The sequence below is a fragment of the Bacillus coreaensis genome (genome assembly GCF_050586445.1).
GTDB classification, from domain to species: Bacteria; Bacillota; Bacilli; order Bacillales; family Cytobacillaceae; genus Robertmurraya_A; species Robertmurraya_A coreaensis.
Genome location: NZ_JBOCCY010000001.1, coordinates 75,393 through 99,776, shown reverse-complemented (window position 1 = coordinate 99,776; position 24,384 = coordinate 75,393). Strand labels below are relative to the sequence as shown.

The window sequence follows — 24,384 nt, the reverse complement described above, 5'->3', positions numbered from 1 at the left end:
AACTATGAGACAAAATGGACAATCATACATATTTATAGAAAATATAAAACTGGCACGTATCAAATACGTGCCAGTTTCATTTGCTAATTAATTAATTTATTTAAGTGTGAGAAGAACTTTGGATAAGAAACAGAGATTGCTTCTTCGTTTTCTAAGGTTACTTCCTCACTGCTGATTAAGCTTGCAATCGCAAGCATCATTCCGATTCGATGGTCTCCATGGCTATTCACTTGGCCGCCATGAAGCTTGCTTCCACCGTGAATAATCATACCATCGTCCGTTGCTTCAATCGACGCCCCTAATTTCTTCAACTCATTAACAACTGTATCAATTCGGTTTGTTTCTTTTACCTTTAATTCCTCAGCGTCCTTAATAATCGTTGTTCCATTAGCTTGTGTAGCTAATAGAGCAATGATAGGAATTTCATCGATTAAGCGAGGAATCATATCTCCCTCAATCGTTATTCCCTTTAGACTTGAGGTTGTAATAGTTAAGTCTGCTACAGGCTCTGCCGCATCCTTACCTTCATCAGAAACATGTAGAGAAGCTCCCATCTGAAGCATCACGTCAATAATCCCTGTTCTAGAAGGGTTAATACCAACATTGCGCAATGTCACTTCACTATTAGGAACAATCGCACCAGCTACTAAAAAGAACGCAGCAGAAGAGATATCACCCGGTACATGAACATGAGTTGCCTGGAGTGTTTGTCCACCAGTTACAGAGACCTTTAAACCATCAACAGAAACTTCCCCACCAAATTGGCGAATCATTCTTTCCGTATGATCTCTTGTTTTCGATGGTTCAATGACCGTTGTCGTTCCTTGTGCTTGTAAACCAGCTAGTATAATTGCTGATTTTACTTGCGCACTTGCCATTGGAAGCTCGTACGTAAATCCTTCTAAATTTCCACCTCTAATAGAAATAGGAGTGAACTTTCCATTTTCTCTGCCGTCAATAATTGCGCCCATTTGACGAAGTGGATTCGTAACCCTTGTCATAGGACGTTTGGCGATGGAAGAATCTCCTTCTAATGCAGTAAAAAAAGGTCTACCGGATAAAATACCAAGCATCAATCGAATCGTTGTTCCCGAATTACCTACATCTAGTCGTTCATTAGGTTCTTCTAGGCCTTCAAAGCCCTTCCCAACGATTTCAACCGTATCTTCATGCTGGTGAATCGATACCCCTAATTTTCGAAAACAAGCAATCGTACTAAGACAGTCTTCACCTGTTAGAAAATTAGATACTGTAGTCGTACCATGAGCAATCGCTCCAAACATAACAGAACGATGAGAAATAGACTTATCTCCAGGGATAGAGAGTTCCCCTACCAGTCTCTTTACTTGTGACGTTAACACCGTTGTCATTGATTGTATCCTTCCTTTCGTGTAACCAAACCTATAGGCCGGTTGAGGTACCATAATTGGTATAGCGTTGGATGCATTCCTCCGCATTCGCCATATCGACCTCTGTTTGAAAACTGATAACAAGTACCCCGTTTATATCTTCTCTAGTTTCTAGAATACGGATATTGGTAATGGAAATACGCTCTTTTGCTAAATAACCTGTAATTTCTGAGATAACACCTGGGTAATCCGGAACATCTACAAATAGATCGTAAAATGCAGGGATTGCTCCCTTTTCCTTACTAGGAAGATCATCCCGAAAATTTTTGGCTTCGGCAAAATAATCAAACAGCTCCGCCTCATTGTTATCTGATAAAATTTTTGAGAACTTATCCATTTCATCCTTCCAACGATCTAACAAAGAAAGAAGTACCTTCTTGTTGTGAAGGGAAATATCCTTCCACATGGCTGGACTGCTTGAGGCAATTCTAGTAATATCTCTAAAACCACCAGCAGCTAACCTTGTAATAAGCTGATGGTCTCTACTTGTTTGCTCCGCCTGATGTACGAGAGAGGCCGCAATCACATGCGGAAAATGACTAATAACACCTGTTAAGTAATCATGTTCTTCAGGTGATATAGTAATAAATTTCGCTCTAGTTCCTTCAAGCCAACTCTTTAATAAATCAACCTTGTCCTGTGAGATATGTGGCTCTGGTGTGAATAAGTAAAAAGCATTTTCAAATAGAATTTCCTTGGCTGCAGCAACTCCACTTTTGTGTGAGCCAGCCATCGGATGCCCACCAATAAACGTGATGTTTTTCTCCTTTAAACACTGTGCTTTCAAAACAATTGCTTCTTTTGTACTTCCAGCATCACTGATAATGACATCTTTTTTTAGAGGAAGTTCACAAAGCTTCTCAATCATTTTTTCTGTTTCTATAACAGGAGTTGAAATAAGAATAACATCTGCGTTCATTGCTTCTTCTTCCAAATTGTCACAAATCTCATCTATTACGCCAAGCATCTTACCAAGACGGCATTGTTCAAAATTAATGTCGAAACCTATTAGTGTTGCTTCTGGGTGTCTTTTCTTAATGCAAAGAGCTAATGACCCCCCAATTAGCCCTAGTCCAATGACTAGCACACGCCCTTTCAAGAAATCACCGCCTAAAGTTACTTAATGTGCTTTTACTTGCATGTATTGTGACATTTTTTCAATAATGCCAGCATTTTGTTCCTTCGAGCCAACCGTAACTCGGACCGATGTCGGAAAACCAAGGGCATTTCCTGACCGTACGATATATCCTCTCTCTAATAAGAACTGAAATACCTCATTGCCATCAGTCTTAAAATCTATTAAGATAAAATTCCCTTGCGAAGGCATATAAGTAAGATTATGCTCCTCACAGAACTTATAAAACTGTTCTAATCCTTGATGGTTTAAGGTACGACAGTTTTCCACGTACTCTTGATCACCTAAAGCTTCAATAGCCGCTAATTGCGCAAAACTATTCACGTTAAATGGCTCTCTCACCGGCTCTAGCGCACGAATGATTTCTTTGGAAGCAAATCCATATCCCACACGCAAGCTAGCTAAACCATAAATTTTCGAGAAGGTTCTAAGAACAATCAAATTTGAATACTGCTCAACCAGTTCCACAGAATTATAGTAATCATCCGCAATTACATACTCATAGTAGGCTTCATCCAATACAACGAGTGTTTCTTTTGGAACTCTAGAAAGAAAACTTTCCAACTTTTCTTTTGGAATATATGTACCAGTAGGATTATTCGGACTACACACCCAAACCACATTTGTTTTCTCGTCAATTGCCGCAAGCATTTGATCTAAATCATGGTGACCATCTACCAAAGGAATCTCACGAATTTCTGCACCCTCAATAATGGCATTGTGCTTATACTGCGGGAAGGTTGGAGTAGCCATTACCGTATTATAGCCAGGACGTAGAAGGGCACGGGCAATAATTAGAATCAATTCATCTGAACCGTTCCCAAAGATTAATTGATCTTGTGTCACTCCCACATGAGATGCTAATACATCGCGTAAGGTCGTGGCATAGCCATCTGGATAAAGAGCGAAATAGCCTGTTTCTTTAGACATGACTTCACTCACTTTTTTTGAACAACCAAAAGGGTTTTCATTGGATGCTAATTTAATGATTTCTTCCAACCCATACTGCCTTTTTACTTCTTCCTTTGATTTCCCCGGCTGATAAGGGGCTAACGACTTTATTTGATCCTTCCATCTCATCATCCATCACCTCTTACGTATAAATAAAAATCCCTATTGCTTTAAATCCGGTCGTAAAAGAACTGCTTCCTCCAAATAAACATGTTCAATATCCGTTTGTGCTATTTCAGTATTTACGTGCATCATGACCCTGATACATAAAGTAATTCCAGTCGGAACAGAGATTTCCTTCATACACATAACAGGAACATATGTCCAACCTTCTAATTGACGCATAGCTTTAGCTGGAAATGTAGCTGTAACATCATCAGTTACAGAAATAAATACAGATGCGACTGACTCTGGAGAGATTCGATTAGCTTGAATCATTTCATCGAGCAGTCTCTTGGTGGATGCTAAAATTTCTTCTTCTTTATTTTCTTGGACCGTAATAGCACCTCTAACTCCTCTAATCATCGGCTCTCCTCCTTCATAAATAGTTTTAGTTCTTCCAAAAGGACCATTTCGTCGATTTTATAAAGGACTGGTTTCCCTATATCCTCTAATAATACAAATAGAATCACTTGACCAATGGTCTTCTTATCCTGTTTCATACGATCGATTAAGTTTTCTTCATATAGCCCTGAAGGAACTTTTGTTGAGTAACCAAGTTTATGTAGCCAATCAACAAACTCTTGGAGATCAAACTGTAAATGTAAAAGTTTTTTACTTAACCGCAATGCGAATACCATCCCGATTACAACTGCTTCCCCATGTGAAATGGAGCCGTATCCTGCTTCCGCTTCAATAGCATGACCAAGTGTATGGCCAAAGTTTAGAAATGCTCGTATCCCCAGCTCTTTTTCATCTTTTGAAACAACAGATTCTTTTACCTTTATTCCCTTTGATAAACACTCTTGTAATTGCTCGGTCGTTATCGTTTGAAGATTATCTACATCTGTTAAAAGCCATTGATAAAAATGAAGTTCATTTATTAGTGCATGCTTCATTACTTCTGCAAAGCCTGAACGACGTTCCATCGCTGGAAGACTTTGCAAAAAATTAATATCGTATATAACAGCTTCAGGTTGATAGAATGCACCTATCATGTTTTTACCAAGTGGATGATTGATTGCAACCTTCCCGCCAACTGCACTATCGTGTGCCAGAATGGTAGTAGGCAGCTGAATAAAAGGGACACCTCTCATAAAAGAAGCAGCAACAAACCCACATAAATCACCAATCGCCCCTCCACCAAGCGCGATAAACAATGATTTACGGTCCAGTTTTTCCTGTAATGCAGCCGTTAAACAATCATAAAAAACATCAAAAGTCTTTGCTTTCTCTCCATTAGGAACAAGATGCGTGACCACCTCGTATTCACCTAATTGCTGTTTTACTTGATTTAAATACCGATCCCCAACATTACTGTCCGTAATAATCATAATTTTGGTAACGTTTGATAGTTGTTCCTTTAAAAAAGGGGCTATGGCTGTTACTGCCTCAGCCCCTAAAATTACAGGATACTCCTTAGAAGTAGTATGGATTTGAATCGTCTCCATTAGAACTCCCTCGCATATGCTCTTTGATCTTCAATTGATTTTATTAATGTATCTAGACGATCTGCGTAGAATTGATTAGTTATTGCTGTAGCAAGCTCCCAAGCAATTACATTTTCAGCAACGACTGCGGCAGCAGGTACTGCACAGCTATCTGATCTCTCAATACTTGCAGTAAAAGATTCTTTAGAATCAATATCAACACTTTGTAGTGGCTTGTAAAGTGTTGGTATTGGCTTCATTACTCCACGAATAACAATTGGCATTCCTGTCGACATTCCACCTTCAAGGCCACCTAGACGATTTGTGCTGCGATGGAAACCTTCTCCTTCACTCCACTCAATCTCATCATGAACTTCGCTGCCAGGTTTCCTAGCTGCTTCAAATCCAATCCCAAACTCAACACCCTTAAAGGCGTTAATGCTCACGATAGCAGCAGCTAGCTTAGAATCGAGCTTTCTGTCATAGTGAACATAGCTCCCTACACCAGGAGGCATTCCTTCAACAACAACTTCTACGATTCCTCCAATAGAATCTCCATTCGCTTTTGCATCATCGATTGCCTGCATCATTTTCTTTTCAGCCACAGGATCTAGACATCTTACTGGTGAATTCTCGGTAATCTCCGCCAAACTCTCAATGGAGTCATATGCATTTACCTCAGATTTAATCCCACCAATCTCAACCACATGTGATGCAACGTGAATTCCTAGTAAAGATAAGAGTTTTTTTGCAACTGCTCCAGCAGCCACTCTTACCGTTGTTTCTCTAGCAGAGGATCTTTCAAGAACGTTACGCATATCTCTATGTCCATATTTAAGTGCACCGTTTAGATCGGCATGTCCCGGACGTGGACGAGTTATAACACGTTTAACTTCTTCATCATCTGTAGGTTCTGCACCCATAATCTTTGTCCAATGCTTCCAATCGTCGTTTTGTACAACGAGCGCTACAGGTGATGCAAGTGTTAATCCATGTCTGACACCGCTTGTAATATGTACAGTATCCTTTTCAATTTGCATCCTTCTACCGCGACCATGCCCTTTTTGTCTTCTTGCTAATTCTTTGTCAATGTCTTCTGCAAGAAGCGGCATTCCTGCTGGTAAACCTTCAATAATTGTTGTTAATTGTGGACCGTGTGACTCTCCTGCTGTTAAATATCTCATTTCTCTTTCCCCCTTCAACTCATTAAAGGATTATTTCTCAATATAACATATGTCCTTCAATAAACATAGCAGAAATTTGTGAATTTACAAAAAAAGAAGCCAAATTCTTGGCTCCTATCTTTTACGATAAAAAAACGTGTCTTCCGTTTCCAGTCCATATAAAGATGGATTAAAGATTTGCTCGGTACTGCCGACAAAGAAAATCCCATCCTGTCTTAATGCCTCACTGAACTTATAGTATAATACATCTTTAGCTTCTTCAGTAAAATAAATCAAAACGTTTCTACACACGATCAAGTCAAAAGATCCAGCAAATGGATCAGCGAGTAAATTCTGCTTTTTGAATGTTACCGTCTTTTTAATATCGTCAGAAATCTTAAAAAAGCTTCCATCCTGTGTAAAAAACTTCTTTTTCATTTCGGAAGGAACTTCATTCAAAGAACGTTCTGGATACATGCCAATCTTTGCTCTTTCAATTACATTATCATCAATATCAGTCGCTAAAACTTGAATCTGCGAAAGTGGCATAAAGTTTGAAAGAATCATGGCAATTGTATATGGTTCCTCACCTGTTGAGCAAGCAGCGCTCCACACCTTCAGTCGTTTATTCTTCTCTAATAGTTTAGGAAGTATTTTTGATTCTAATACTTCCCACCGTTTACCATTTCGGTAAAATTCAGACACATTGATCGTCATACGGTCAAGAAACTCATTTAATAGTAGCTTGTCCTGACTTATTGCTGTGTAAAAGTCCTGAAATGAGCCTAACCCCTTTTTTTCATAGAGAGAAATTAAACGTCTTTTCATTTGTGCTTCTTTATATAACGACAAATCAATCCCAGTTTTTTTCTTTATGTTTATTGTAAATTGTTCATAATCATTTCCCAGCATACTTTTCTCCCTTGAATTTGAACTTTTCTATCTGTATGTTTTATTATAGCGAAAATCAGTAAAAATGGAGAAAATTTATGTGAAAAAAGACTTGGGTATTTTTTACTCCTATCAATTGAATGCGGTTACAAAAAAAGAGACTTGAAAAAACAAGTCTCTTTTAGTATTAATAAGCCCAATTGTTTAAAAGCTTGCTATATGAAAGAAGTTCCTCTTCTTTAAAGAATAAAGCGATTTCTCTTTCAGCACTTGCAGGAGAATCTGATCCATGTATTATATTTTTCCCAACAGTCACGGCAAAATCTCCACGGATCGTTCCTGGTTGAGAATCCTTTGGATTTGTAGCTCCCATCATTTGGCGTGCTGAAGCAATTACATTTTCCCCTTCCCAAACCATAGCGAAAACAGGTCCTGAAGTGATAAAGTCTACCAACTCACCGAAGAAAGGGCGTTCCTTATGTTCACCGTAATGCTGTTCAGCTAACTCATTAGAAATCAGCATTAACTTTGCACCAACTAATTGAAAGCCCTTCCTCTCAAAACGCCCAACTATTTCACCAATCAAATTACGTTGGACCCCATCTGGTTTAACCATTAAAAATGTTTTCTCCATCAGTTACACTCCTCTTTGATTCGTATATGTATATGATTGCAATAGACAATCCACGAAAATCGTAACATAGTTATAACTGATTTCGCAACATTTAAAATTTTCTTTTACCTATGTACACAGCTATATCTCTAAGCGTCTTTTTAGCTCGGTTATTCGGTAATTGATTTAGTACATCAATTGCCTTGTGTAGGTATCGATCACTTATAGAAAGCGAACGCTCAATGGCACCTGAATTCTTTATTGAAGTGATAATCTCATCAATTTCCGGCGAGGAAGTATGTTCATGAACCGCGGTAATTTTTTTTCGTAAAGATTCATCCTCCATCGCAAATAGTACAGGTAATGTGATATTCCCTTGCAATAAATCACCACCAGCTGGTTTACCTAATTGCTCTTCGGTACCCGTAAAATCTAGCACGTCATCTGTGATTTGAAAGGACATGCCTACATAATATCCAAACTGATACAACTTCTTGTGAACCTCTTCATCTACATTTGCTGCCACCGCTCCTAATTGGCAACTGGCTGCAATCAACAAAGCTGTTTTCCGCTTAATTCGAAGTAGATAGTCACGAAGCGTTTGATTGTAGTCATATTTAAATTTAATTTGTTCAATTTCTCCAACACATAACTCAACAATCGTTTCTGAGAGAATTTGATGTGCTAATGGGTTTTTAATATTTGTCATTAATTCTAGCGATCTGGCAAAAATATAGTCACCTGTATACATCGCAATTCGGTTATCCCATTTTGCTTTAATCGTTGGCTGGCCACGTCTAAGTTCTGCATCGTCAATGACGTCATCATGAACAAGTGAAGCCATATGAATAAGTTCAAGCGCAACTGCCACGTTTTTTATCTCATGTATATCATAGTTACCAAACTTTCCTGACAGCAAAACAAAAACAGGGCGAATTCTCTTCCCCCCTGCTTGCAACAAGTGTAGAGATGCTTGACGAAGAAGAGGTGACTCAGCCTCCACCGTATCCTCTAGTGTTTTCTCAATAATATTAATATCTGAGTTTAAAAATGAATACATCATTTTTAGCTTCATTCGTGAATCACCTAGCCTAACCTGTACATGAAAATTATTTTATTTATGACCAAAATGAACAGCAGCTGCCCCGCCGCTGTATGGCTTATATGTGACGTCATTAAAACCAGCCTGTTTGAATAAACTAGCGAGTTCTTTTACACCTGGAAAATCTCTAGCTGATTCTTGTAACCAGGAATATTCCCTATAGCTTTTTGCAAACACCCTACCAAACAATGGCATAATAAATCGAAAATAGAAATAGTATAACTGTCGATAGCCTATCAATGTTGGTTGTGAAGTTTCAAGACAGACTGCAATTCCACCCGGCTTTAAAACACGATTCATCTCTTTTAATACTTGAAGATAATCTGGTACATTTCTTAACCCGAACCCAATCGTAACATAATCAAATGAATGGTCAGGAAACGGTAACTCCATGGCATTTCCATGGATGAGCGTTACTTGGTTAAGATTGGATTCAGTAACTTTTTGTTTTCCCACATTAAGCATATTTTGACTAAAGTCTAGTCCTATCACTTCTCCAGTAGGTCCTACAGCCTCTGCAAGAGCAATGGTCCAATCCGCTGTTCCGCAACAAACATCTAGTGCCTTTTTTCCTTTTTGCACATTCATTTTTTTCATCGTATCTTCTCTCCATTTAGTATGGAGTTTAAAACTAATAACAGAATTCATTTTATCGTAGTTATCTGAGATCTTTTCAAAAACGTTATGAACTCGTTCTTCTTTTGACTGATGCATGCTTGTTACCCTTCTTCCACAAATGTTTTTGCCATCGTTTTTTGGTTTAGGATGGATGTGATTCGCGAATCTAACAGCTCATTTATTCGAGGAAGCCCTTTTTTAGCCTTTTCTAATAATTGTTTAGAAAACTCTATATATCGGTCACAAATTAATATTAAATAGTTTTGTTGCTCAAAAGATAGGTCTTTAAGTGAACCGTTATGTTTTGGAAAAATAAGAGTATGAAGAGCGTCAAATACAATCGAAGATTTCTTTTGTACAAAGTTTTCCTTTTCCTTACAAAGGCGCTTGATTAACAATAAATTTTCAACAATGTCATTCCATCCATCTAAATGAAATTTTTTGGAAAATTGATCAATGAGAGATGATTCAATCAACTTCACATTATTCATCAATGTGTCAATTTCTGACACATCTTTTTGATATACAATTATTTTTTTATCATTGATTGTTTTTATTCCTCGAGCTAACATTCGAATGGTATGCACATCATTACAATCTGCAAGTAGTTTATAATATAACCCACTATAATAAACCCCAGCTAATACGGTTAATTGTCGCTGCTTTAATACTTCATTATTTGCACGGATGTTAGTTACTTGTTCATGAGTATCAAGGGCTACTTGAAGCAACATGGTCGTTATAGAATAATTCTCCAACTCTTTATTAGATAGCTTACATTGATCCAAAATTGAAATAAGCAACAAAAGCTTATCTTCATCTAACACTGGTGTATTGATATATTGGAACATATAGGGGTGAAGGAGCCTTTCCTCTACTTTTTCCTTCACATCGGCTATTTTTCTTTGAAAGTCTCCCACAATTATCACCCTTGTATCCCCAAATTCTGTATATGTAATGTGATTAGCCTCATTTCTTCTCATGAGGATTACTGCATATGTACGATTTACCACTCACTAAAGGCAGAGACAATTATATCACAAATGCCTACCAAATGGACATGATTCGCATTTATTTCGCTTTTGTTTCGCTCTCAACCTCTCCATAGGATGTAATAATTTTTGCATTTCCGCGAATCTTAATAGCTGACGTGTGCTCAGTAAACTGAGCAATCATCACTTCGCCTTTATCCAATTTCTCAGAGTGATGAAATTTGGTATCAGTTCCTCTTGTTAAACCGATTACATTCACACCATCTTCTATAGCTTTAATAACAATGTAATCACTTGTTAAAGAATTTTTTTGGTCCACCAATTCTTGCTCCCTTCATTTTTGTATGAAAGGGCTAACCATTATGTAGCCCTTTTTATAATGTTTAGTATTTAATTAGGGAAAGTACCTCTGCTCTAGCTGTTGCGTCCTCCGCAAGAGTTCCTCGGACTGCTTGAGTTACGGTTTTGGCCCCAGGCTTTTTCACTCCACGCATAGTCATACACATATGCTCTGCTTCAACAACGACCATTGCACCATAAGGCTCCAGCTTCTCCATAATCGCGTCAACAACTGTGGAAGTAATTCTTTCTTGTAACTGAGGACGTTTAGCTACTGCTTCCACAGCACGAGCTAACTTACTCAATCCAGTCACTCGACCATTTCTTGGTATATAAGCTACATGAGCGACACCATAAAAAGGAACAAGATGATGTTCACACATAGAATAAAATGGAATATCTTTTACAAGGACAATCTCTTCATGGTCCTCACTAAATACTGTTTCAAAATATTCTTTTGGATCTTGGTTCAATCCTGAGAATACTTCCTCATACATTTTCGCTACTCGTTTAGGCGTATCTAACACACCCTCACGATTTGGATCTTCACCTACGGCTTCTAATATAAGACGCACCGCTTCCTCTATTTGGGTACGATTAACTTCTGACATACTAAATTCCTCCTACTGCAATGAGTTCCCTCTGTTTTTTCATATCATGCCAACTACTTATACATATTAGCACAACCAATTTCTTTCTAGCAAAGTAGAAGTTTCTTTTAATGTGCCACAAAATAGCTGAAAAAATAGAAAAAGGATCACGTATAAACGAGATCCTTTTCTATAACATAATCATGTATCGATTTATGTAATTATTTTACAGCATCTTTAAGTGCTTTTCCTGGTTTGAAAGCAGGAACCTTGCTAGCAGAGATTTCGATCTCTTCACCAGTTTGTGGGTTACGTCCTTTACGAGCTGCACGCTCACGAACTTCGAAGTTCCCAAATCCGATTAATTGAACTTTATCACCGTTTTTAAGGGCTTCAAGAATTGAATCGAAAACTGCGTCAACTGCCTTTGTAGCGTCCTTTTTAGAAAGTTCACTCGCTTCAGCAACTGCGTTGATTAGTTCTGTCTTGTTCATGCCTTTCACCTCCTCCCAAAATGGTATATTCAGTTAGTGAAAACGTTCTTATCTTCATTAGTAAACAATTTAGTCGAATTCTATACGTAATTGAAGCTGTTTTCTCTGACATGCCTTATATTAAATGATGAAAACTAATTTTTCAACGTTTTTTTTAAGAAAAACCTTTATTTATAAGGCTTTGACGGCATATCGTACTAATTCTGTTAAAAGATTATCATAATAAATTGGGGTTATCAAGAATTTTCGCTAATTTATGGTAGTATTTTCGGGGTTTTTGATGAATTCTGTCGTGAATTTATTAAAATCAAGCAAAAAAAAGACTCCCATCTAGGAGTCCATGCATTTATAAGATTATCGCAATTAATCCACCAGAACCTTCGTTGATGATTCTTTCTAGCGTTTCTTTTAATTTGTATCTTGCATTTTCAGGCATTAATGATAATTTTGCTTGGATTCCTTCACGAACGATTGAACTCAGGCTTCTTCCAAAAATGTCTGAGTTCCAAATCGAAAGTGGATCGTCCTCAAAATCCTGCATCAAGTATCGAACCAATTCCTCACTTTGCTTCTCTGTACCGATAATCGGAGCAAATTCGGACTCTACATCCACTTTAATCATATGAATGGAAGGAGCTACCGCTTTTAAGCGTACACCAAAGCGTGGTCCTTGACGGATGATCTCAGGTTCATCTAAGCTCATATCAGCGAGCGACGGTGCAGCAATTCCATAGCCTGTTTGTTTTACCATCTTAAGTGCATCAGAGATTTGATCATATTCTTGCTTCGCATGAGCAAAGTCTTGCATTAGCTCTAACAAATGATCTTTTCCTCGGATTTCTACTCCGACAATTTCTTTTAATATGTCATCGTATAAATCGTCTGGCGCATACAGGTCGATCTCAGCAATTCCTTGACCCATCTCAATTCCAGCAAGCCCTGCACGATCAATAAATTCATAATCACTAAATTGACTAACGACTCGGTCAACATCTCTTAATCTCTTAATATCTTTAACTGTATCTTTCACTGCTTCCTGATAGCTTTCTCTTAGCCAGTGATCCTCTCTAAGTACCATGACCCAGCTAGGGAGGTTCACGTTTACTTCAAGCACAGGGAATTCATAAAGTGCTTCACGCATTACGTTCATGACGTCACCTTCGCGCATTCCTTCCACGCTCATTGCCAATACGGGAATATCGTATTTCTCTGAAAGCTCTGTACGTAATTTTTCCGTATTTGGATGATAAGGTTGTACGCTGTTAATGACCATAATGAATGGTTTTCCAACCTCTTTTAATTCATTGATTACTCTCTCTTCAGCTTCTAAGTATGCAGAACGTGGAATTTCTCCAATGGTACCATCTGTAGTAATAACTACACCAATCGTTGAGTGCTCTTGAATAACCTTCCTTGTTCCAATTTCAGCTGCTTCATGGAATGGAATTGGCTCCTCATACCAAGGTGTATTAATCATTCTAGGTCCATTTTCGTCTTCATAGCCCTTCGCACCTGGAACCGTATAACCAACACAGTCAACTAAGCGGATGTTCACATCCAACCCGTCATCAACATGTATGCTTGCAGCCTGATTTGGGACAAATTTTGGTTCAGTTGTCATAATCGTTTTCCCTGCAGCACTTTGAGGCAATTCATCTTGGGTGCGAGCTCGATCTGATTCATTTGCCATGTTTGGAATAACTACTAGCTCCATAAACTTCTTGATAAAGGTTGATTTCCCTGTTCTTACTGCTCCTACAACTCCTAAATATATATCGCCGCCCGTTCTTTCGGCAATATCTTTAAAAATATCTACCTTTTCCAAGTGATCCCCTCCTGAAATCAATGAGATAGTGGGATAAAATAACCCTAATGTATAGACAATATATGTGTATGACGTTGTCCTACAACGTTATGACAGTTTTTATAATTTTTTTTGCCTAACTGTTATAGTCCATACAAATATAAAAAAACCTCTCTCCTACATTGTATTTCTGTAGGAAAGAGGTTATGACTAATCCACTAAAAAGATAGGTTCTTTTGTCTTTTCATCCATTGTATATGGCAGTGAAAAGGCAGGCACAAACAATGAATCCTGCAATAAGCAGTCGCGAATATCGTCACCTGCTGCCTTCTTACAACTTCCATTTTGCATTGCTTGATATAAATCACTTCTGTAATCGATAAAAACTTCTCCACTTCCAGTTATAACAAAAGATAGGTTTTGGTTCGTATACGGGCTCACAACAAATGGTTCTTCGTCATAACCTATTTTCTCGAAATCCATTGTGTATACACCTTTTGTTATTTCTTCTTTGTATGGAGGATATTTTTGTAAACTAATTAAAAGATTTATACCTTTGATTTTTTCCGCCATTCGTAAATCAAAAATCTTAACCGTTGGATTTTCCTCAACGTCAACTAGTACGTATTGAAACACACCTCCGGATTCGTAAGCGTTTCCAGGTGGTTCTGCTAAATACTTCGGACTGATTCTGTTAAAATCAATCGGGTACTTTTCATAAATAGGAGTGTCCATTTCCTTTGTCTTTATTGGCAATATACCACCATTATCCTCTTGAAATTGCTTAACTGCAGATTGAACCGCTTGAACTTGATCTTCATACGGTATTTGATTTTGTACCAACTCATCCTGCGGGTACATACAGCCTGTCAACACCATTATAACGATGGACAATAACAATAATACTTGGCCTTTCATACACTCAACCCTTTTAACCTATGTATTTTCCATTACACTTAACTTGTTGGTCCCGATAGTACGACAAAAAAAATGATTATTCCAGAAAGAATCATTAAAAAATAGGCAACAATAGCTGTTATTGCTTTTAGAACTTTGTTAGAAAACTTAAATCTGCTTAAATAAATTAAAATAATGGAAATAAACATAAAGCCCATCCCCGCCAAGGAGATCCACATTTTCATTAGTGACGGTGACATTTGTAACTCCCTCCCTTTGCCTAAAATATTATATCATAATTGTCTCAATGCTTGCCTTTTTCGTTTTTTAGATCGAAAAAAAAGCTAAAGCAAAGGAGGGGCGTCACTTTACTTTAGCTCGTAAGACTAAATATACATACTCCCTGTTCATTTTACCAGGTTTGCTTCGTTGCATTGTATGCATTTCTCTATGTAAACGCATCATTGAAAAGCCTATTTTTAAAAATATTTATTCTAATCCCTTTTCAACAAGTACATTTGCAAGATCTTCCATCTCATGAGTCTTTACACGTGTCATGAGCAAATCCACTTCATCCTTCGGTTTTGCATGGTTAAATAGGACATTGTACAACGCCGTTGTGATTGGCATCTTCACACCGTACTTTTCCGCTAATTGATACGCGGCTTTTGTGGTCCGAACACCCTCTACTACCATTCCCATATTTTCCAGCACTTCATCTAAATTATGACCTTTGCCGAGCAAATTTCCAGCTCTCCAATTTCTTGAGTGAACACTTGTAGATGTAACGATTAAATCACCTATCCCTGTTAAACCAGAAAATGTTAGCGGACTTGCACCCATTTTTGTGCCTAGTCGAGCAATTTCAGCAAGCCCCCTAGTTATTAAGGCTGCCTTTGCATTATCCCCATATCCTAACCCGTCAGTGATACCAGCGGCTAACGCAATAATATTCTTTAATGCGCCACCCACTTCTACTCCGATAATATCCGGATTTGTGTATACACGGAAATGTTGATTAATAAATAAATCCTGTACACGTTCAGCTGCTTCCATGCTCTTGGATGAGACAGTCACTGTTGTTGGTTGACGTAGACTCACCTCTTCAGCATGACTCGGCCCTGATAATACAACCACATCCTGTAAAAGATCTTCTGGCATTTCGTCTTCAATCATCTCTGAAATGCGCATAAGTGTATCTGGTTCAATCCCTTTACTAACATGGACAATGGTTAGCGGATTTTCAATAAAAGGAACCATCTTTTTTATTACTTCACGAATGGCCTTTGTTGGTACAGCCAATATGATGGTCTTCACTCCTTTTAAAACCTCTTCAAGAGAGTCGTAACCAACAATTGTTTCCGGAAGTATTATCTCAGGCAAATACTTTTTATTGGTGTGAGTGGTGTTTAACTCAATAATTTGATCACGATTATGCCCCCATAACCTTACCTCATGATCGTTGTCGGCTAACACTAGCGATAGCGCGGTTCCCCAGCTTCCCGCTCCAATTACAGTAATTTTTTCTTTTTGGATTTGCATAGCATCACAACCTTTTACTTATTTTCTTTCTCTAGCAAAGATTTTGATAGGAGTTCCTTCAAACCCGAAAGCTTCTCTTATACGATTTTCTATAAAACGCTGATATGAGAAATGCATAAGCTCTGGATCATTGACAAACACAACAAAAGTAGGCGGCTTGACTGAAACTTGAGTCGTATAATAAATTTTCAGGCGCTTTCCATTGTCTGTTGGTGTTGGGTTCATAGCAACAGCGTCCATAATAATATCATTTAACACACTTGTGTCCACACGCATCGAATGATTTTCACTTGCCTTGTTTATCATTGGAATCAATGTATGAATTCTCTTTTTTGTTTTAGCAGATAAAAACACAATTGGAGCATAGTCTAGGAATAAGAAATGCGCACGTATTTTTTCCTCGAATTCTTTCATCGTCTTTTCATCTTTTTCCACTGCATCCCATTTATTTACGACTATCACTATAGCTCGTCCTGCTTCATGGGCATACCCAGCTATCTTTTTATCCTGTTCTATAATTCCCTCTTCTGCATTAATAACCACTAAAACGACGTCGGAACGTTCTATAGCACGTAACGCACGAAGCACACTATACTTTTCAGTTGTTTCGTACACTTTTCCTCTTTTTCTCATACCTGCCGTATCGATAATGACGTAGCGTTCTCCATTTACCGTTACCATAGAGTCTATTGCATCTCTTGTTGTACCAGCGATATCACTTACGATTACGCGCTCTTCTCCAAGCATCGCATTCACTAGTGATGATTTCCCTACATTTGGTCGACCAATCAGAGAAAACTTAATAACGTCATCATCATAGTCTTTCTCGTCCTTACTTGGAAAATGATTAGCTGCTGCGTCTAAAAGATCACCAAGACCTAGACCATGTGAACCTGAGATTGGGTAAGGCTCTCCAAATCCTAAGGCATAAAAATCGTAAATTAGATCTCTCATTTCTGGGTTATCAATTTTATTTACTGCCAGGACCACCGGTTTTTTGGCACGATAAAGAATTTTCGCTACCTCTTCATCTGCAGAAGTAACTCCCTCTCTGCCATTTGTTAAGAAAATAATTACGTCTGCTTCCCTGATTGCAATTTCTGCTTGTTGACGAATCTGTTCTAAAAACGGTTCGTCTCCAATGTCAATTCCACCAGTATCGATAATATTGAAATCATGACTAAGCCACTCAGCTGAACTATAAATTCGATCTCGAGTAACCCCAGGTATATCTTCAACAATCGAAATCCGCTCACCAACTATTCTATTAAAGATTGTAGACTTCCCAACGTTAGGACGACCCACAATCGCTATTACAGGTTTTACCATTTTTTTCATCCTTCCTAAAATAATAAAAGAGATATCAACAATCATTCAGACAATATATAAGCAAAGTTATGTATCCGTGCAAGAACAGTTGAAATTACAAACATCTCATTTAATTATGGTGTAAATCAGCATTTAGTAAAGAAACCCTTCTACAAACAGAAGGGTCTAACTTTATTATATTATCAAAGTGGACATGTACTAGCAAACAAAATCAGAAGAAACCACTTTAATGTTTCACAATTACGTACAATTCATCAGTAAGAGAATGGGCAATTCCATCCAAAATAGCTTCAAGATTCGTCGTGATCTTTTCCATCTCCTCTTTATCATCACAATGAAAAACCGCCACCCCACATGGGACTTTTTTAGGATTCGTCGTAATGGCAGCAAGGATAAACTTTTCAATATCCATTTTATCTCTCCTCTAATTTTCTCTCTCTCTCTTTTGGCATTCGGATGGCATTTTCTAAAGTCGGAACCTTTTTAATAATTTTCTTTGCCTTTTCAATATCATTTTCTTGAGGAAGAATAAATACCCCCACTCTTCCATCATCTAGGTCTCTTTTCGCCAATGGAACGAGAGCTGGTGTACCAGAATCTCGATACACTCCTAATGCGTTAGATACATCATGTAGAATTGCCTGGCGTTGTCCAAGATTCGCAATTGTCGCTCTTGCGTCAAAATTTTTCGGTTTAAGAATAAACCCCATCCCATAGCTTAGTACTTCCTTTTGTCTTTCTGGTAGTCCAATGTTCATTATATAAATATTGTCCACATACAAGCCTGGACCATCAAAACGAGGTTCAAAGTACTCTACTTCTACAATATCACCAAGCCTGCCTCCAGACATTAGTTTGGTAGAAATGAAAATGGCAATGACCGCTGCAATGACCCCACCCAAAATATTAAAAAGGAGAAATCCAAGCGTACATAGAAAGGAAGTAAAAATAACTAAATAATTTCTACTTTCAAAAGCTATGGCAATGCCTTCAATATACGTCTTTCCTCGTGGAACTAGTTCATAGTTATCCAATTCATTTAATGTATTTCTTTCCATATTTCTCACATCTCTAAATTGTGAGGCAGCCAAAGTTAAAAAGGTGATGGCAGTAAACTCTTCTTCAAGTATAGATGGTATGGCAACAGTACCTAGCCCTGCTGCGATGAACCCTAAAGCTACATGAATGATTTTTCCGTGAAGGTAGGTAGGATACTGTCGATAATCCGTTCGTAGCATATAAATTCTTGTTGCTGTTCCAACAACCACTCCAAATAATATAGGATAAGTGTACTCACTCACGATTGTCTTCCTCTCCCCTTTTCTAGTTGATAAACATGTCCTTCAAACAGGCTAGTTAGCTTTTCAAAACCGCTCCAGGCCAGAATGAGACAAACAGATATGGAAATAACATCCAAAAATTGAAGTGACCCGATTGGGATTTCCATTGAATATACATCCAACACTAGAGAATAAACAAACTCTCCGTGGATGCTCCCAAAAAGAAGCGCAACCACCCTTTTAAAAACCTCATTATGCATCATTATGGTCATATACGTTAATACGACGGCAAACATCCAATTTCTATCAAGGATTAACCAAACAGGATCAAATAGTTCAAATAATTGAAAACTGCCATACGCAAGCATTAGAATAAATGATGTGATCAAAAAGTAGACCAGTGATTTTCCTTTCATTTTCCCAATTTCATAATAGGCTAGGATTAAAAAGAAAATTGAAACAACAGACACTTCTAGCCCAAACAAGTGTATAGATTGAGAAGACAAAATAATCGAAAATAATATGATGACTGTGTACTTCACTCGGTTGGGATTCGTTTTACTCATAAAAAAGGTCGTACAAATCCAAAGCGCCCAAAATGTCCAATAAAAGAATATTCCTTCCATGTCACCCCTCCTATCATCTCCATTATGGCTTTTCAGTATGTACTTTAACCGTAAGATGTATAAACTTTCAAAAATGATTCATGTTAATGGAGAGGAGGTGGGATCATGGGTAAAGATCGTCAACAAAGCAAGTTAAAAGCAAGTGGTCGTGTCGAGTCCGATCGAGACCAAGAGTTGGAGAAAAAAGGGGCAACCAAACTATCCAGCCCAGAAGAGGCTAGAGAGCTAAATAATAATAAAAGATATTAATGAAAAAAGCTCCCTTTTCCGGGAGCTTTATCGATTGCTATATATTTTTGTGTTTATTCCTCGTTCATTAAGCCAATGATGAGTTTTCCCCTCGATTACCAAAGGTGCCTTTTGAAGATCCATAATCGTTCTTGCACCAAGAGCGGTCAGCATAAACCCAATTTCCATCTTGATTTCTTCAATTTCTGAAATACTTGCCTCTATTCCTTCTTCTAAAAGGATTTTGAGCAAATACCCTGCTAACCCTGTTGCGGATGCACCTAAAGACAGTGCCTTAACAACGTCTAAGCTTGACTGTATGCCTCCTGAACCTAATACAGTTAAGTCATGGAAACTGTATTTCACCTCTGCAATGGAAGCAGCTGTAGGAATTCCCCATGAGTTAAAAAACGACAGCAACCGATTTCGTCTTTCATTTTCGATTTTGGCAAAGTTTGTCCCACCAAAACCACCGACATCGACAATAGAAACTCCCACTTGAGTGAGTTTCTTTACTGTTTCACGACTCAGGCCAAAACCAACCTCTTTGACAATGACAGGTACAGGTAATTTTTTTACTATTTCTTCAATGCGTGATAGTGCACCAGTAAAATCCCGATCTCCCTCGGGCATCGTTAGTTCTTGAATTGTATTTAAGTGGATTTGAAGCGCATTTGCTTCTAGCATATCAACCGCTTGAAGCGCCTGATCCACTGATGCTTCACTACCTAAATTTGCGAATATCAATCCATTCGGATTTACTTTTCTAACAATTTTATAAGTGCATATCTCACTAGGGTTCTTTATTGATGACATTTGTGATCCAACTGCCATTGCCACTCTTGTTTCCTTTGCCACAAGGGCTAGCTGTCCATTTATTTCTTCTGTTCGTTCTCCACCACCGCCGGTCATGGCATTGATAAAAAGAGGCGAACTCAAAGAAAGTTCGCCAATCATAGTATCAAGACTCACCTGCTCCGTTGAGGAGTCAGGCAAGCTTTGGTGAATAAACGTAATATCATCAAAACCAGTATCTCTCGATTGCCCTGTAGAGAGAGCAAATTGTATATGGTCCCATTTCCGTTTCGATCTAGTCAATGATCATCACCATTATCTCTTTAAATTCTTCAGTTGATCTCCAATCATTTCACCTAACTGAAAACCTTTTGATTCTTCAGGAAGTTCATAATCCTTCACTTCTTCTTCCTTTTCAGATAGTTCTTTTATACTTAGAGAAAGTCTTTGTTCTTGCTCATTTACTTCAAGAACCTTCACTTTCACTGTTTCATTTTCCTTTAATATTTCATGTGGTGTAGCTATATGCTTATGTGAAATTTGAGAAATATGAACTAACCCTTCTACTCCTGGGAACACTTCAACAAAAGCACCATAAGAAACAAGACGTTTTACTACCCCTTCTAAAGTGGTACCTTTTGCTGCTTTTTCAGAAATATTAGCCCATGGTCCAGGTAATGTTTCTTTAATAGATAAAGAAATACGCTCATTATCACGGTCAACACTAAGCACCTTTACTTGAACCTGCTGTCCCTCTTGAACGACATCCGTTGGCTTAACCACATGCTCATGAGATAACTGAGAAATGTGAACTAATCCATCAATTCCACCAATATCTACAAATGCACCAAAATCAGTAATTCTTTGAACAGTACCTGAAAGAACCTGACCAGGAGCTAATGAATCTAAAATATTTTTCTTTTGTTTTCCTTTTTCAAGCTCAATAACAGCACGATGAGAAAGGATAAGACGATTCTTCTCCTTGTCTAATTCAACAATTTTAAATAGCATCGTTTTACCTTTATAATCAGAGAAATCTTCAACAAAGTGTGCTTCCACTAAAGAAGCAGGTACAAAACCTCTAACTCCAAGATCTACTACAAGTCCGCCTTTTACAACATCTTTAATCTCAGCATCAAAGACTTCACCAGATTCAAACTTTTGCTCAAGCTCTTGCCATGCATTTTCAGCATCTACTTTTCGCTTTGAAAGGATCAGGGCATCTTCTTCTACCTTTAGGACTTCTAATTCAAGCTGGTCACCTTCATTAACCGCATCGCTTGCTTTTTCAATGTGCAGACTTGATAATTCACTAATTGGTATAATTCCATCAAGTTTACTGTTTGGTATTGAGATAATAACCTGTTTTTCCTCCACCTTTGTCACTTGTCCGCTTACTTTGTCACCCACTTGAAAATCCATAACTTCCACTTGATTCATTTCTTCAGACATATGTACTCCTCCTTAATCCATTAACTGCTCCATTTTTATAAAAAGTGATGTTTGCATCACCGTTTGAAACAATGGCTTCTGACCATACTTAGAGAATAATCTAAAAAATCTCTTTAATTAAACTTCTTATAAATGGCCACTTTTGTCAAGCGAGATACTCCCTATTTGTTCGCAATAATCAGTTTTCTGATTTCTTCCATAATGATTTTTGTAGCCTCATCTGCTGATATTTTATTTTTACGATATTCTGAAAAGTCAACTGGCTTACCATAAACCACTTTTAACTTATTAAATGCTTTATATGGGCCAATAACTGCACAAGGGACAATTAGCGCTTCGGATCTTGTTGCAAAGAATCCAGCACCGGCTAACCCTTCTCCTAACTCACCCGTCTTACTTCGAGTTCCCTCTGGGAATAAACCAAGAACACTATCTTCTTTAAGGATAGCGAGCCCTTTCCTAAGTGCTTCACGATCACTCATCCCTCTTTTTACAGGAAATGCATTCAAATAAGGGACGAACTTTCCAAATAAAGGAACTCGAAATAACTCCTCTTTTGCCATAAAATGCACCGGTCGGGGAGTTGTTATTCCTACGACAATTGGATCAAAATTTGAAATATGATTGGAACAAAGTAAAACTGATCCTACTTTAGGAATATTTTCTTGGCCAATTGTCTCTATACGATACAAAGGCTTGTAGATCATGTTTACAACGGATCGTGCAAAAGTATATACCGTCAATAGGATCCTATCCTTTCTTCTGCTAATGCTAAGATTTTCTCAACTACCTCTTGAATCGATAAGGAAGTGGTATCTATCTCTACTGCATCATCCGCTTTTTTTAAAGGTGCTACTTCTCGCTCAGAATCTAATTTATCTCTAGCCGCAATCTCCTGTTTTAGCATTTCTAAGTCAGCTGGAAATCCTTTTTCAAGGTTTTCTTGATATCTTCTTTCCGCTCTTTCCTGAACGCTTGCTAGAAGAAACACTTTGATTTCAGCGTGGGGAAGGACATGTGTACCAATATCTCGACCATCCATAACTACTCCCCCACTCGCACCGAATTGCTGTTGTCTTTTCACCATTTCTTCTCGAATTAATCGGTGTTTTGCCACGATAGAGACTTGATTTGTCACCTCGGCAGATCGAATTTCATTTGTAACTTCTTGGCCGTCAAGAAATACAAGTTGTCCTTTTTCACCTGGCAACAAGTCAATTGTTGTATTTGCTAAAAGCTCATGAAGGGCACTCTCATCGGTAAGCTCACAATTAGACTGTAAAGCTTTATATGTAATTGCACGATACATAGCACCTGTATCAATATAAATATATGAGAGTTTCTCAGCTATTATTTTGGCAACAGTACTTTTTCCTGCAGCAGCAGGACCGTCGATTGCGATAGATATTTTACTCATATGTCCTCCTAGTTGTTTGAACTTCAATATGGTTAGTTTGTGCAATTTGAATCATAAACGAATGATTCCTTATATATTTTAGCATATACTTGTTCGTAGCTTGTTAATAATATTGCAAAAAACAAAAAAAGCAGGAGCGCTCCCTGCTTTTCATTTCCCATTAAAGGTTTCTAGAAAATCCGTAAAATTATTTTTGTTAACACCTTCGTATTTTGTAATAATTTTCAACTCAGGAAAAATGCTTAACTGATGAAAGAAAAACTGTGCACCGATAAGGAAAAGAAACTGAATGACAATGATCTTAACAATAATACGTTCAAACGTCTTCACCATTTCACTTCCTCCCATAATATCAGTACTATTATAGGGAATTTATGACTATTTTATTCAAGTTTCGAGTCCCTTCTTCTTTAGAAGCAACTGGCGGTCAAAGCTAAAACGGAGCAAAAGTTGACGGTCCTGTGGACTCATATCAACAAATTGTAATGATGCCTTCTTACGACTGTCATCTAAAGGAATAAGCCTTACTACTTTACTTCTTACTTGTAAATAATGAATTTCTCCGCTTTGCATAGAAAGTACCACCCATAATTGAAGGGTTTGACCAGCGAGGATTCCATGTTTATCGTTGATAAGGATTGCTGCACCGCCTGCACTTATATCATCTGTAACAGTTGTAAATGGCTTAAACTCTGAATTTGTTGGATGTACTGCTACGTCTGCAGTAGTTTCGACCCTTACATATTGACGCCTTTGAACCTTTACCAAGTGCTCATCACCAGGATAAGAAAGAATAAGCATGGGAATATTCTGCTTCGTTCTACCTAAAACCTCAGATTCAAATAAAAAGACGGAGTTATTGTCCTGAGAAACAAACGAACCTTTTAACTGTGTCCCATCAATTAGAAAGACCGTTCTTTCTGTTGCCATATTAATTGGATAATCGATATAGATTTGATTTTCTTTTTGTTCGACAACCTTACATTTAAATTTATCTAATTTATCTCCATATTTTAACTCAAGCATAATTACAGTGCCTATTTTCAACATACATCACACATCCTGTCAAAACTTGTCACACAAATTATGACATGAACTCATTCATTGACGCAATACGAATCTAAAAAA

General features: G+C 37.8%; 29 protein-coding genes. 1 reads left to right on the top strand and 28 read right to left on the bottom strand.

What is annotated here, in order from left to right:
- Window positions 1-83: 83 nt before the first annotated feature.
- The 22 genes from aroA to ACQ5H4_RS00460 form a co-directional block, all read right to left on the bottom strand.
- Window positions 84-1,370 carry a 3-phosphoshikimate 1-carboxyvinyltransferase gene (aroA, locus tag ACQ5H4_RS00565; RefSeq protein WP_430773017.1) on the bottom strand — a complete coding sequence of 429 codons (1,287 nt, stop codon included), beginning with the start codon at window positions 1,368-1,370 and terminating at the stop codon, window positions 84-86.
- A 31-nt stretch (window positions 1,371-1,401) separates the two neighbouring features.
- Window positions 1,402-2,508 carry a prephenate dehydrogenase gene (locus ACQ5H4_RS00560; protein ID WP_430773016.1) on the bottom strand — a complete coding sequence of 369 codons (1,107 nt, stop codon included), beginning with the start codon at window positions 2,506-2,508 and terminating at the stop codon, window positions 1,402-1,404.
- A 21-nt stretch (window positions 2,509-2,529) separates the two neighbouring features.
- Window positions 2,530-3,624 (bottom strand): histidinol-phosphate transaminase, encoded by a 1,095-nt coding sequence (gene hisC / locus ACQ5H4_RS00555; protein WP_430773534.1) that lies wholly within the window; start codon window positions 3,622-3,624, stop codon window positions 2,530-2,532.
- A 33-nt stretch (window positions 3,625-3,657) separates the two neighbouring features.
- Window positions 3,658-4,020: a chorismate mutase gene (gene aroH / locus ACQ5H4_RS00550; RefSeq protein WP_430773015.1), complete on the bottom strand. Its 363-nt coding sequence runs from the start codon at window positions 4,018-4,020 to the stop codon at window positions 3,658-3,660.
- Window positions 4,017-5,105 (bottom strand): 3-dehydroquinate synthase, encoded by a 1,089-nt coding sequence (gene aroB, locus ACQ5H4_RS00545; protein ID WP_430773014.1) that lies wholly within the window; start codon window positions 5,103-5,105, stop codon window positions 4,017-4,019. Before aroB ends, aroH begins: the two co-directional genes overlap by 4 nt.
- Entirely contained in the window at window positions 5,105-6,268 is a 1,164-nt protein-coding gene (gene aroC, locus ACQ5H4_RS00540; protein WP_430773013.1) for a chorismate synthase, read from the bottom strand. Before aroC ends, aroB begins: the two co-directional genes overlap by 1 nt.
- A gap of 114 nt (window positions 6,269-6,382) precedes the next feature.
- Entirely contained in the window at window positions 6,383-7,159 is a 777-nt protein-coding gene (locus ACQ5H4_RS00535) for a CheR family methyltransferase (RefSeq protein ID WP_430773012.1), read from the bottom strand.
- A 166-nt stretch (window positions 7,160-7,325) separates the two neighbouring features.
- Entirely contained in the window at window positions 7,326-7,772 is a 447-nt protein-coding gene (gene ndk / locus ACQ5H4_RS00530; protein WP_430773011.1) for a nucleoside-diphosphate kinase, read from the bottom strand.
- A 91-nt stretch (window positions 7,773-7,863) separates the two neighbouring features.
- Window positions 7,864-8,826 carry a heptaprenyl diphosphate synthase component II gene (gene hepT, locus ACQ5H4_RS00525; protein WP_430773010.1) on the bottom strand — a complete coding sequence of 321 codons (963 nt, stop codon included), beginning with the start codon at window positions 8,824-8,826 and terminating at the stop codon, window positions 7,864-7,866.
- 39 nt (window positions 8,827-8,865) lie between these two features.
- A complete protein-coding gene (menG, locus tag ACQ5H4_RS00520) occupies window positions 8,866-9,567 on the bottom strand; it encodes a demethylmenaquinone methyltransferase (RefSeq protein WP_430773009.1) in 702 nt (233 codons plus the stop codon).
- Between the two features lie 5 nt (window positions 9,568-9,572).
- Complete coding sequence (locus ACQ5H4_RS00515; protein WP_430773008.1) at window positions 9,573-10,391, bottom strand: heptaprenyl diphosphate synthase component 1; 819 nt, start codon at window positions 10,389-10,391, stop codon at window positions 9,573-9,575.
- 151 nt (window positions 10,392-10,542) lie between these two features.
- A complete protein-coding gene (gene mtrB / locus ACQ5H4_RS00510; protein ID WP_430773007.1) occupies window positions 10,543-10,782 on the bottom strand; it encodes a trp RNA-binding attenuation protein MtrB in 240 nt (79 codons plus the stop codon).
- Between the two features lie 64 nt (window positions 10,783-10,846).
- Window positions 10,847-11,413: a GTP cyclohydrolase I FolE gene (gene folE, locus ACQ5H4_RS00505; RefSeq protein WP_251514661.1), complete on the bottom strand. Its 567-nt coding sequence runs from the start codon at window positions 11,411-11,413 to the stop codon at window positions 10,847-10,849.
- A gap of 200 nt (window positions 11,414-11,613) precedes the next feature.
- Window positions 11,614-11,886, bottom strand: a complete 273-nt coding sequence (locus ACQ5H4_RS00500) for an HU family DNA-binding protein (protein ID WP_066047575.1) — start codon at window positions 11,884-11,886, stop codon at window positions 11,614-11,616.
- 346 nt (window positions 11,887-12,232) lie between these two features.
- Entirely contained in the window at window positions 12,233-13,711 is a 1,479-nt protein-coding gene (gene spoIVA / locus ACQ5H4_RS00495) for a stage IV sporulation protein A (RefSeq protein WP_119708952.1), read from the bottom strand.
- A gap of 189 nt (window positions 13,712-13,900) precedes the next feature.
- Complete coding sequence (locus ACQ5H4_RS00490) at window positions 13,901-14,608, bottom strand: hypothetical protein (protein ID WP_430773006.1); 708 nt, start codon at window positions 14,606-14,608, stop codon at window positions 13,901-13,903.
- A gap of 38 nt (window positions 14,609-14,646) precedes the next feature.
- Complete coding sequence (locus ACQ5H4_RS00485; protein WP_430773005.1) at window positions 14,647-14,847, bottom strand: DUF2768 domain-containing protein; 201 nt, start codon at window positions 14,845-14,847, stop codon at window positions 14,647-14,649.
- Window positions 14,848-15,076: 229 nt separating this feature from the next.
- Window positions 15,077-16,129: an NAD(P)H-dependent glycerol-3-phosphate dehydrogenase gene (locus ACQ5H4_RS00480; RefSeq protein WP_430773004.1), complete on the bottom strand. Its 1,053-nt coding sequence runs from the start codon at window positions 16,127-16,129 to the stop codon at window positions 15,077-15,079.
- 18 nt (window positions 16,130-16,147) lie between these two features.
- Window positions 16,148-17,458, bottom strand: a complete 1,311-nt coding sequence (der, locus tag ACQ5H4_RS00475) for a ribosome biogenesis GTPase Der (RefSeq protein WP_430773003.1) — start codon at window positions 17,456-17,458, stop codon at window positions 16,148-16,150.
- A 226-nt stretch (window positions 17,459-17,684) separates the two neighbouring features.
- Window positions 17,685-17,870 carry a capping complex subunit for YIEGIA gene (locus ACQ5H4_RS00470; RefSeq protein WP_251514652.1) on the bottom strand — a complete coding sequence of 62 codons (186 nt, stop codon included), beginning with the start codon at window positions 17,868-17,870 and terminating at the stop codon, window positions 17,685-17,687.
- Between the two features lies 1 nt (window position 17,871).
- Window positions 17,872-18,759 carry a YIEGIA family protein gene (locus ACQ5H4_RS00465; RefSeq protein WP_430773002.1) on the bottom strand — a complete coding sequence of 296 codons (888 nt, stop codon included), beginning with the start codon at window positions 18,757-18,759 and terminating at the stop codon, window positions 17,872-17,874.
- Window positions 18,756-19,364, bottom strand: coding sequence for a YphA family membrane protein (locus ACQ5H4_RS00460; protein WP_430773001.1), 609 nt, complete (start codon window positions 19,362-19,364; stop codon window positions 18,756-18,758). The genes ACQ5H4_RS00465 and ACQ5H4_RS00460 overlap by 4 nt, the downstream gene beginning before the upstream one ends.
- A gap of 105 nt (window positions 19,365-19,469) precedes the next feature.
- On the opposite strand from ACQ5H4_RS00460, the gene ACQ5H4_RS00455 reads away from it, so the two are divergent.
- Window positions 19,470-19,613: a YpzI family protein gene (locus ACQ5H4_RS00455; protein WP_119708959.1), complete on the top strand. Its 144-nt coding sequence runs from the start codon at window positions 19,470-19,472 to the stop codon at window positions 19,611-19,613.
- Between the two features lie 27 nt (window positions 19,614-19,640).
- Here the strand turns inward: ACQ5H4_RS00455 and fni are convergent, their stop codons facing one another.
- The 6 genes from fni to ACQ5H4_RS00425 all read right to left on the bottom strand — a co-directional run bounded on the left by fni (window position 19,641) and on the right by ACQ5H4_RS00425 (window position 24,306).
- On the bottom strand, window positions 19,641-20,690 hold the full coding sequence (gene fni / locus ACQ5H4_RS00450) for a type 2 isopentenyl-diphosphate Delta-isomerase (protein WP_430773000.1): 1,050 nt from the start codon (window positions 20,688-20,690) through the stop codon (window positions 19,641-19,643).
- Between the two features lie 12 nt (window positions 20,691-20,702).
- On the bottom strand, window positions 20,703-21,839 hold the full coding sequence (rpsA, locus tag ACQ5H4_RS00445; protein WP_430772999.1) for a 30S ribosomal protein S1: 1,137 nt from the start codon (window positions 21,837-21,839) through the stop codon (window positions 20,703-20,705).
- A gap of 161 nt (window positions 21,840-22,000) precedes the next feature.
- A complete protein-coding gene (locus ACQ5H4_RS00440) occupies window positions 22,001-22,582 on the bottom strand; it encodes a lysophospholipid acyltransferase family protein (RefSeq protein ID WP_430772998.1) in 582 nt (193 codons plus the stop codon).
- Window positions 22,579-23,256: a (d)CMP kinase gene (gene cmk, locus ACQ5H4_RS00435; protein ID WP_430772997.1), complete on the bottom strand. Its 678-nt coding sequence runs from the start codon at window positions 23,254-23,256 to the stop codon at window positions 22,579-22,581. Before cmk ends, ACQ5H4_RS00440 begins: the two co-directional genes overlap by 4 nt.
- Before the next feature lie 150 nt (window positions 23,257-23,406).
- Window positions 23,407-23,589, bottom strand: coding sequence for a YpfB family protein (locus tag ACQ5H4_RS00430; protein WP_430772996.1), 183 nt, complete (start codon window positions 23,587-23,589; stop codon window positions 23,407-23,409).
- A gap of 54 nt (window positions 23,590-23,643) precedes the next feature.
- A complete protein-coding gene (locus ACQ5H4_RS00425) occupies window positions 23,644-24,306 on the bottom strand; it encodes a flagellar brake protein (protein WP_430772995.1) in 663 nt (220 codons plus the stop codon).
- Window positions 24,307-24,384 lie beyond the last annotated feature (78 nt).

What these genes read in the sequence shown, in the direction of transcription:
- aroA (WP_430773017.1), bottom strand. Translation starts at nt 1,370, where the DNA reads ATGACAACGGTGTTAACGTCACAAGTAAAGAGACTGGTAGGGGAACTC.
- hisC (WP_430773534.1), bottom strand. Translation starts at nt 3,624, where the DNA reads ATGAGATGGAAGGATCAAATAAAGTCGTTAGCCCCTTATCAGCCGGGG.
- aroH (WP_430773015.1), bottom strand. Translation starts at nt 4,020, where the DNA reads ATGATTAGAGGAGTTAGAGGTGCTATTACGGTCCAAGAAAATAAAGAA.
- aroB (WP_430773014.1), bottom strand. Translation starts at nt 5,105, where the DNA reads ATGGAGACGATTCAAATCCATACTACTTCTAAGGAGTATCCTGTAATT.
- aroC (WP_430773013.1), bottom strand. Translation starts at nt 6,268, where the DNA reads ATGAGATATTTAACAGCAGGAGAGTCACACGGTCCACAATTAACAACA.
- ACQ5H4_RS00535 (WP_430773012.1), bottom strand. Translation starts at nt 7,159, where the DNA reads ATGCTGGGAAATGATTATGAACAATTTACAATAAACATAAAGAAAAAA.
- ndk (WP_430773011.1), bottom strand. Translation starts at nt 7,772, where the DNA reads ATGGAGAAAACATTTTTAATGGTTAAACCAGATGGGGTCCAACGTAAT.
- hepT (WP_430773010.1), bottom strand. Translation starts at nt 8,826, where the DNA reads ATGAAGCTAAAAATGATGTATTCATTTTTAAACTCAGATATTAATATT.
- menG (WP_430773009.1), bottom strand. Translation starts at nt 9,567, where the DNA reads ATGCATCAGTCAAAAGAAGAACGAGTTCATAACGTTTTTGAAAAGATC.
- folE (WP_251514661.1), bottom strand. Translation starts at nt 11,413, where the DNA reads ATGTCAGAAGTTAATCGTACCCAAATAGAGGAAGCGGTGCGTCTTATA.
- ACQ5H4_RS00500 (WP_066047575.1), bottom strand. Translation starts at nt 11,886, where the DNA reads ATGAACAAGACAGAACTAATCAACGCAGTTGCTGAAGCGAGTGAACTT.
- ACQ5H4_RS00490 (WP_430773006.1), bottom strand. Translation starts at nt 14,608, where the DNA reads ATGAAAGGCCAAGTATTATTGTTATTGTCCATCGTTATAATGGTGTTG.
- ACQ5H4_RS00485 (WP_430773005.1), bottom strand. Translation starts at nt 14,847, where the DNA reads ATGTCACCGTCACTAATGAAAATGTGGATCTCCTTGGCGGGGATGGGC.
- ACQ5H4_RS00480 (WP_430773004.1), bottom strand. Translation starts at nt 16,129, where the DNA reads ATGCAAATCCAAAAAGAAAAAATTACTGTAATTGGAGCGGGAAGCTGG.
- der (WP_430773003.1), bottom strand. Translation starts at nt 17,458, where the DNA reads ATGGTAAAACCTGTAATAGCGATTGTGGGTCGTCCTAACGTTGGGAAG.
- ACQ5H4_RS00470 (WP_251514652.1), bottom strand. Translation starts at nt 17,870, where the DNA reads ATGGATATTGAAAAGTTTATCCTTGCTGCCATTACGACGAATCCTAAA.
- ACQ5H4_RS00460 (WP_430773001.1), bottom strand. Translation starts at nt 19,364, where the DNA reads ATGGAAGGAATATTCTTTTATTGGACATTTTGGGCGCTTTGGATTTGT.
- ACQ5H4_RS00455 (WP_119708959.1), top strand. Translation starts at nt 19,470, where the DNA reads ATGGGTAAAGATCGTCAACAAAGCAAGTTAAAAGCAAGTGGTCGTGTC.
- rpsA (WP_430772999.1), bottom strand. Translation starts at nt 21,839, where the DNA reads ATGTCTGAAGAAATGAATCAAGTGGAAGTTATGGATTTTCAAGTGGGT.
- cmk (WP_430772997.1), bottom strand. Translation starts at nt 23,256, where the DNA reads ATGAGTAAAATATCTATCGCAATCGACGGTCCTGCTGCTGCAGGAAAA.
- ACQ5H4_RS00430 (WP_430772996.1), bottom strand. Translation starts at nt 23,589, where the DNA reads ATGGTGAAGACGTTTGAACGTATTATTGTTAAGATCATTGTCATTCAG.
- ACQ5H4_RS00425 (WP_430772995.1), bottom strand. Translation starts at nt 24,306, where the DNA reads ATGTTGAAAATAGGCACTGTAATTATGCTTGAGTTAAAATATGGAGAT.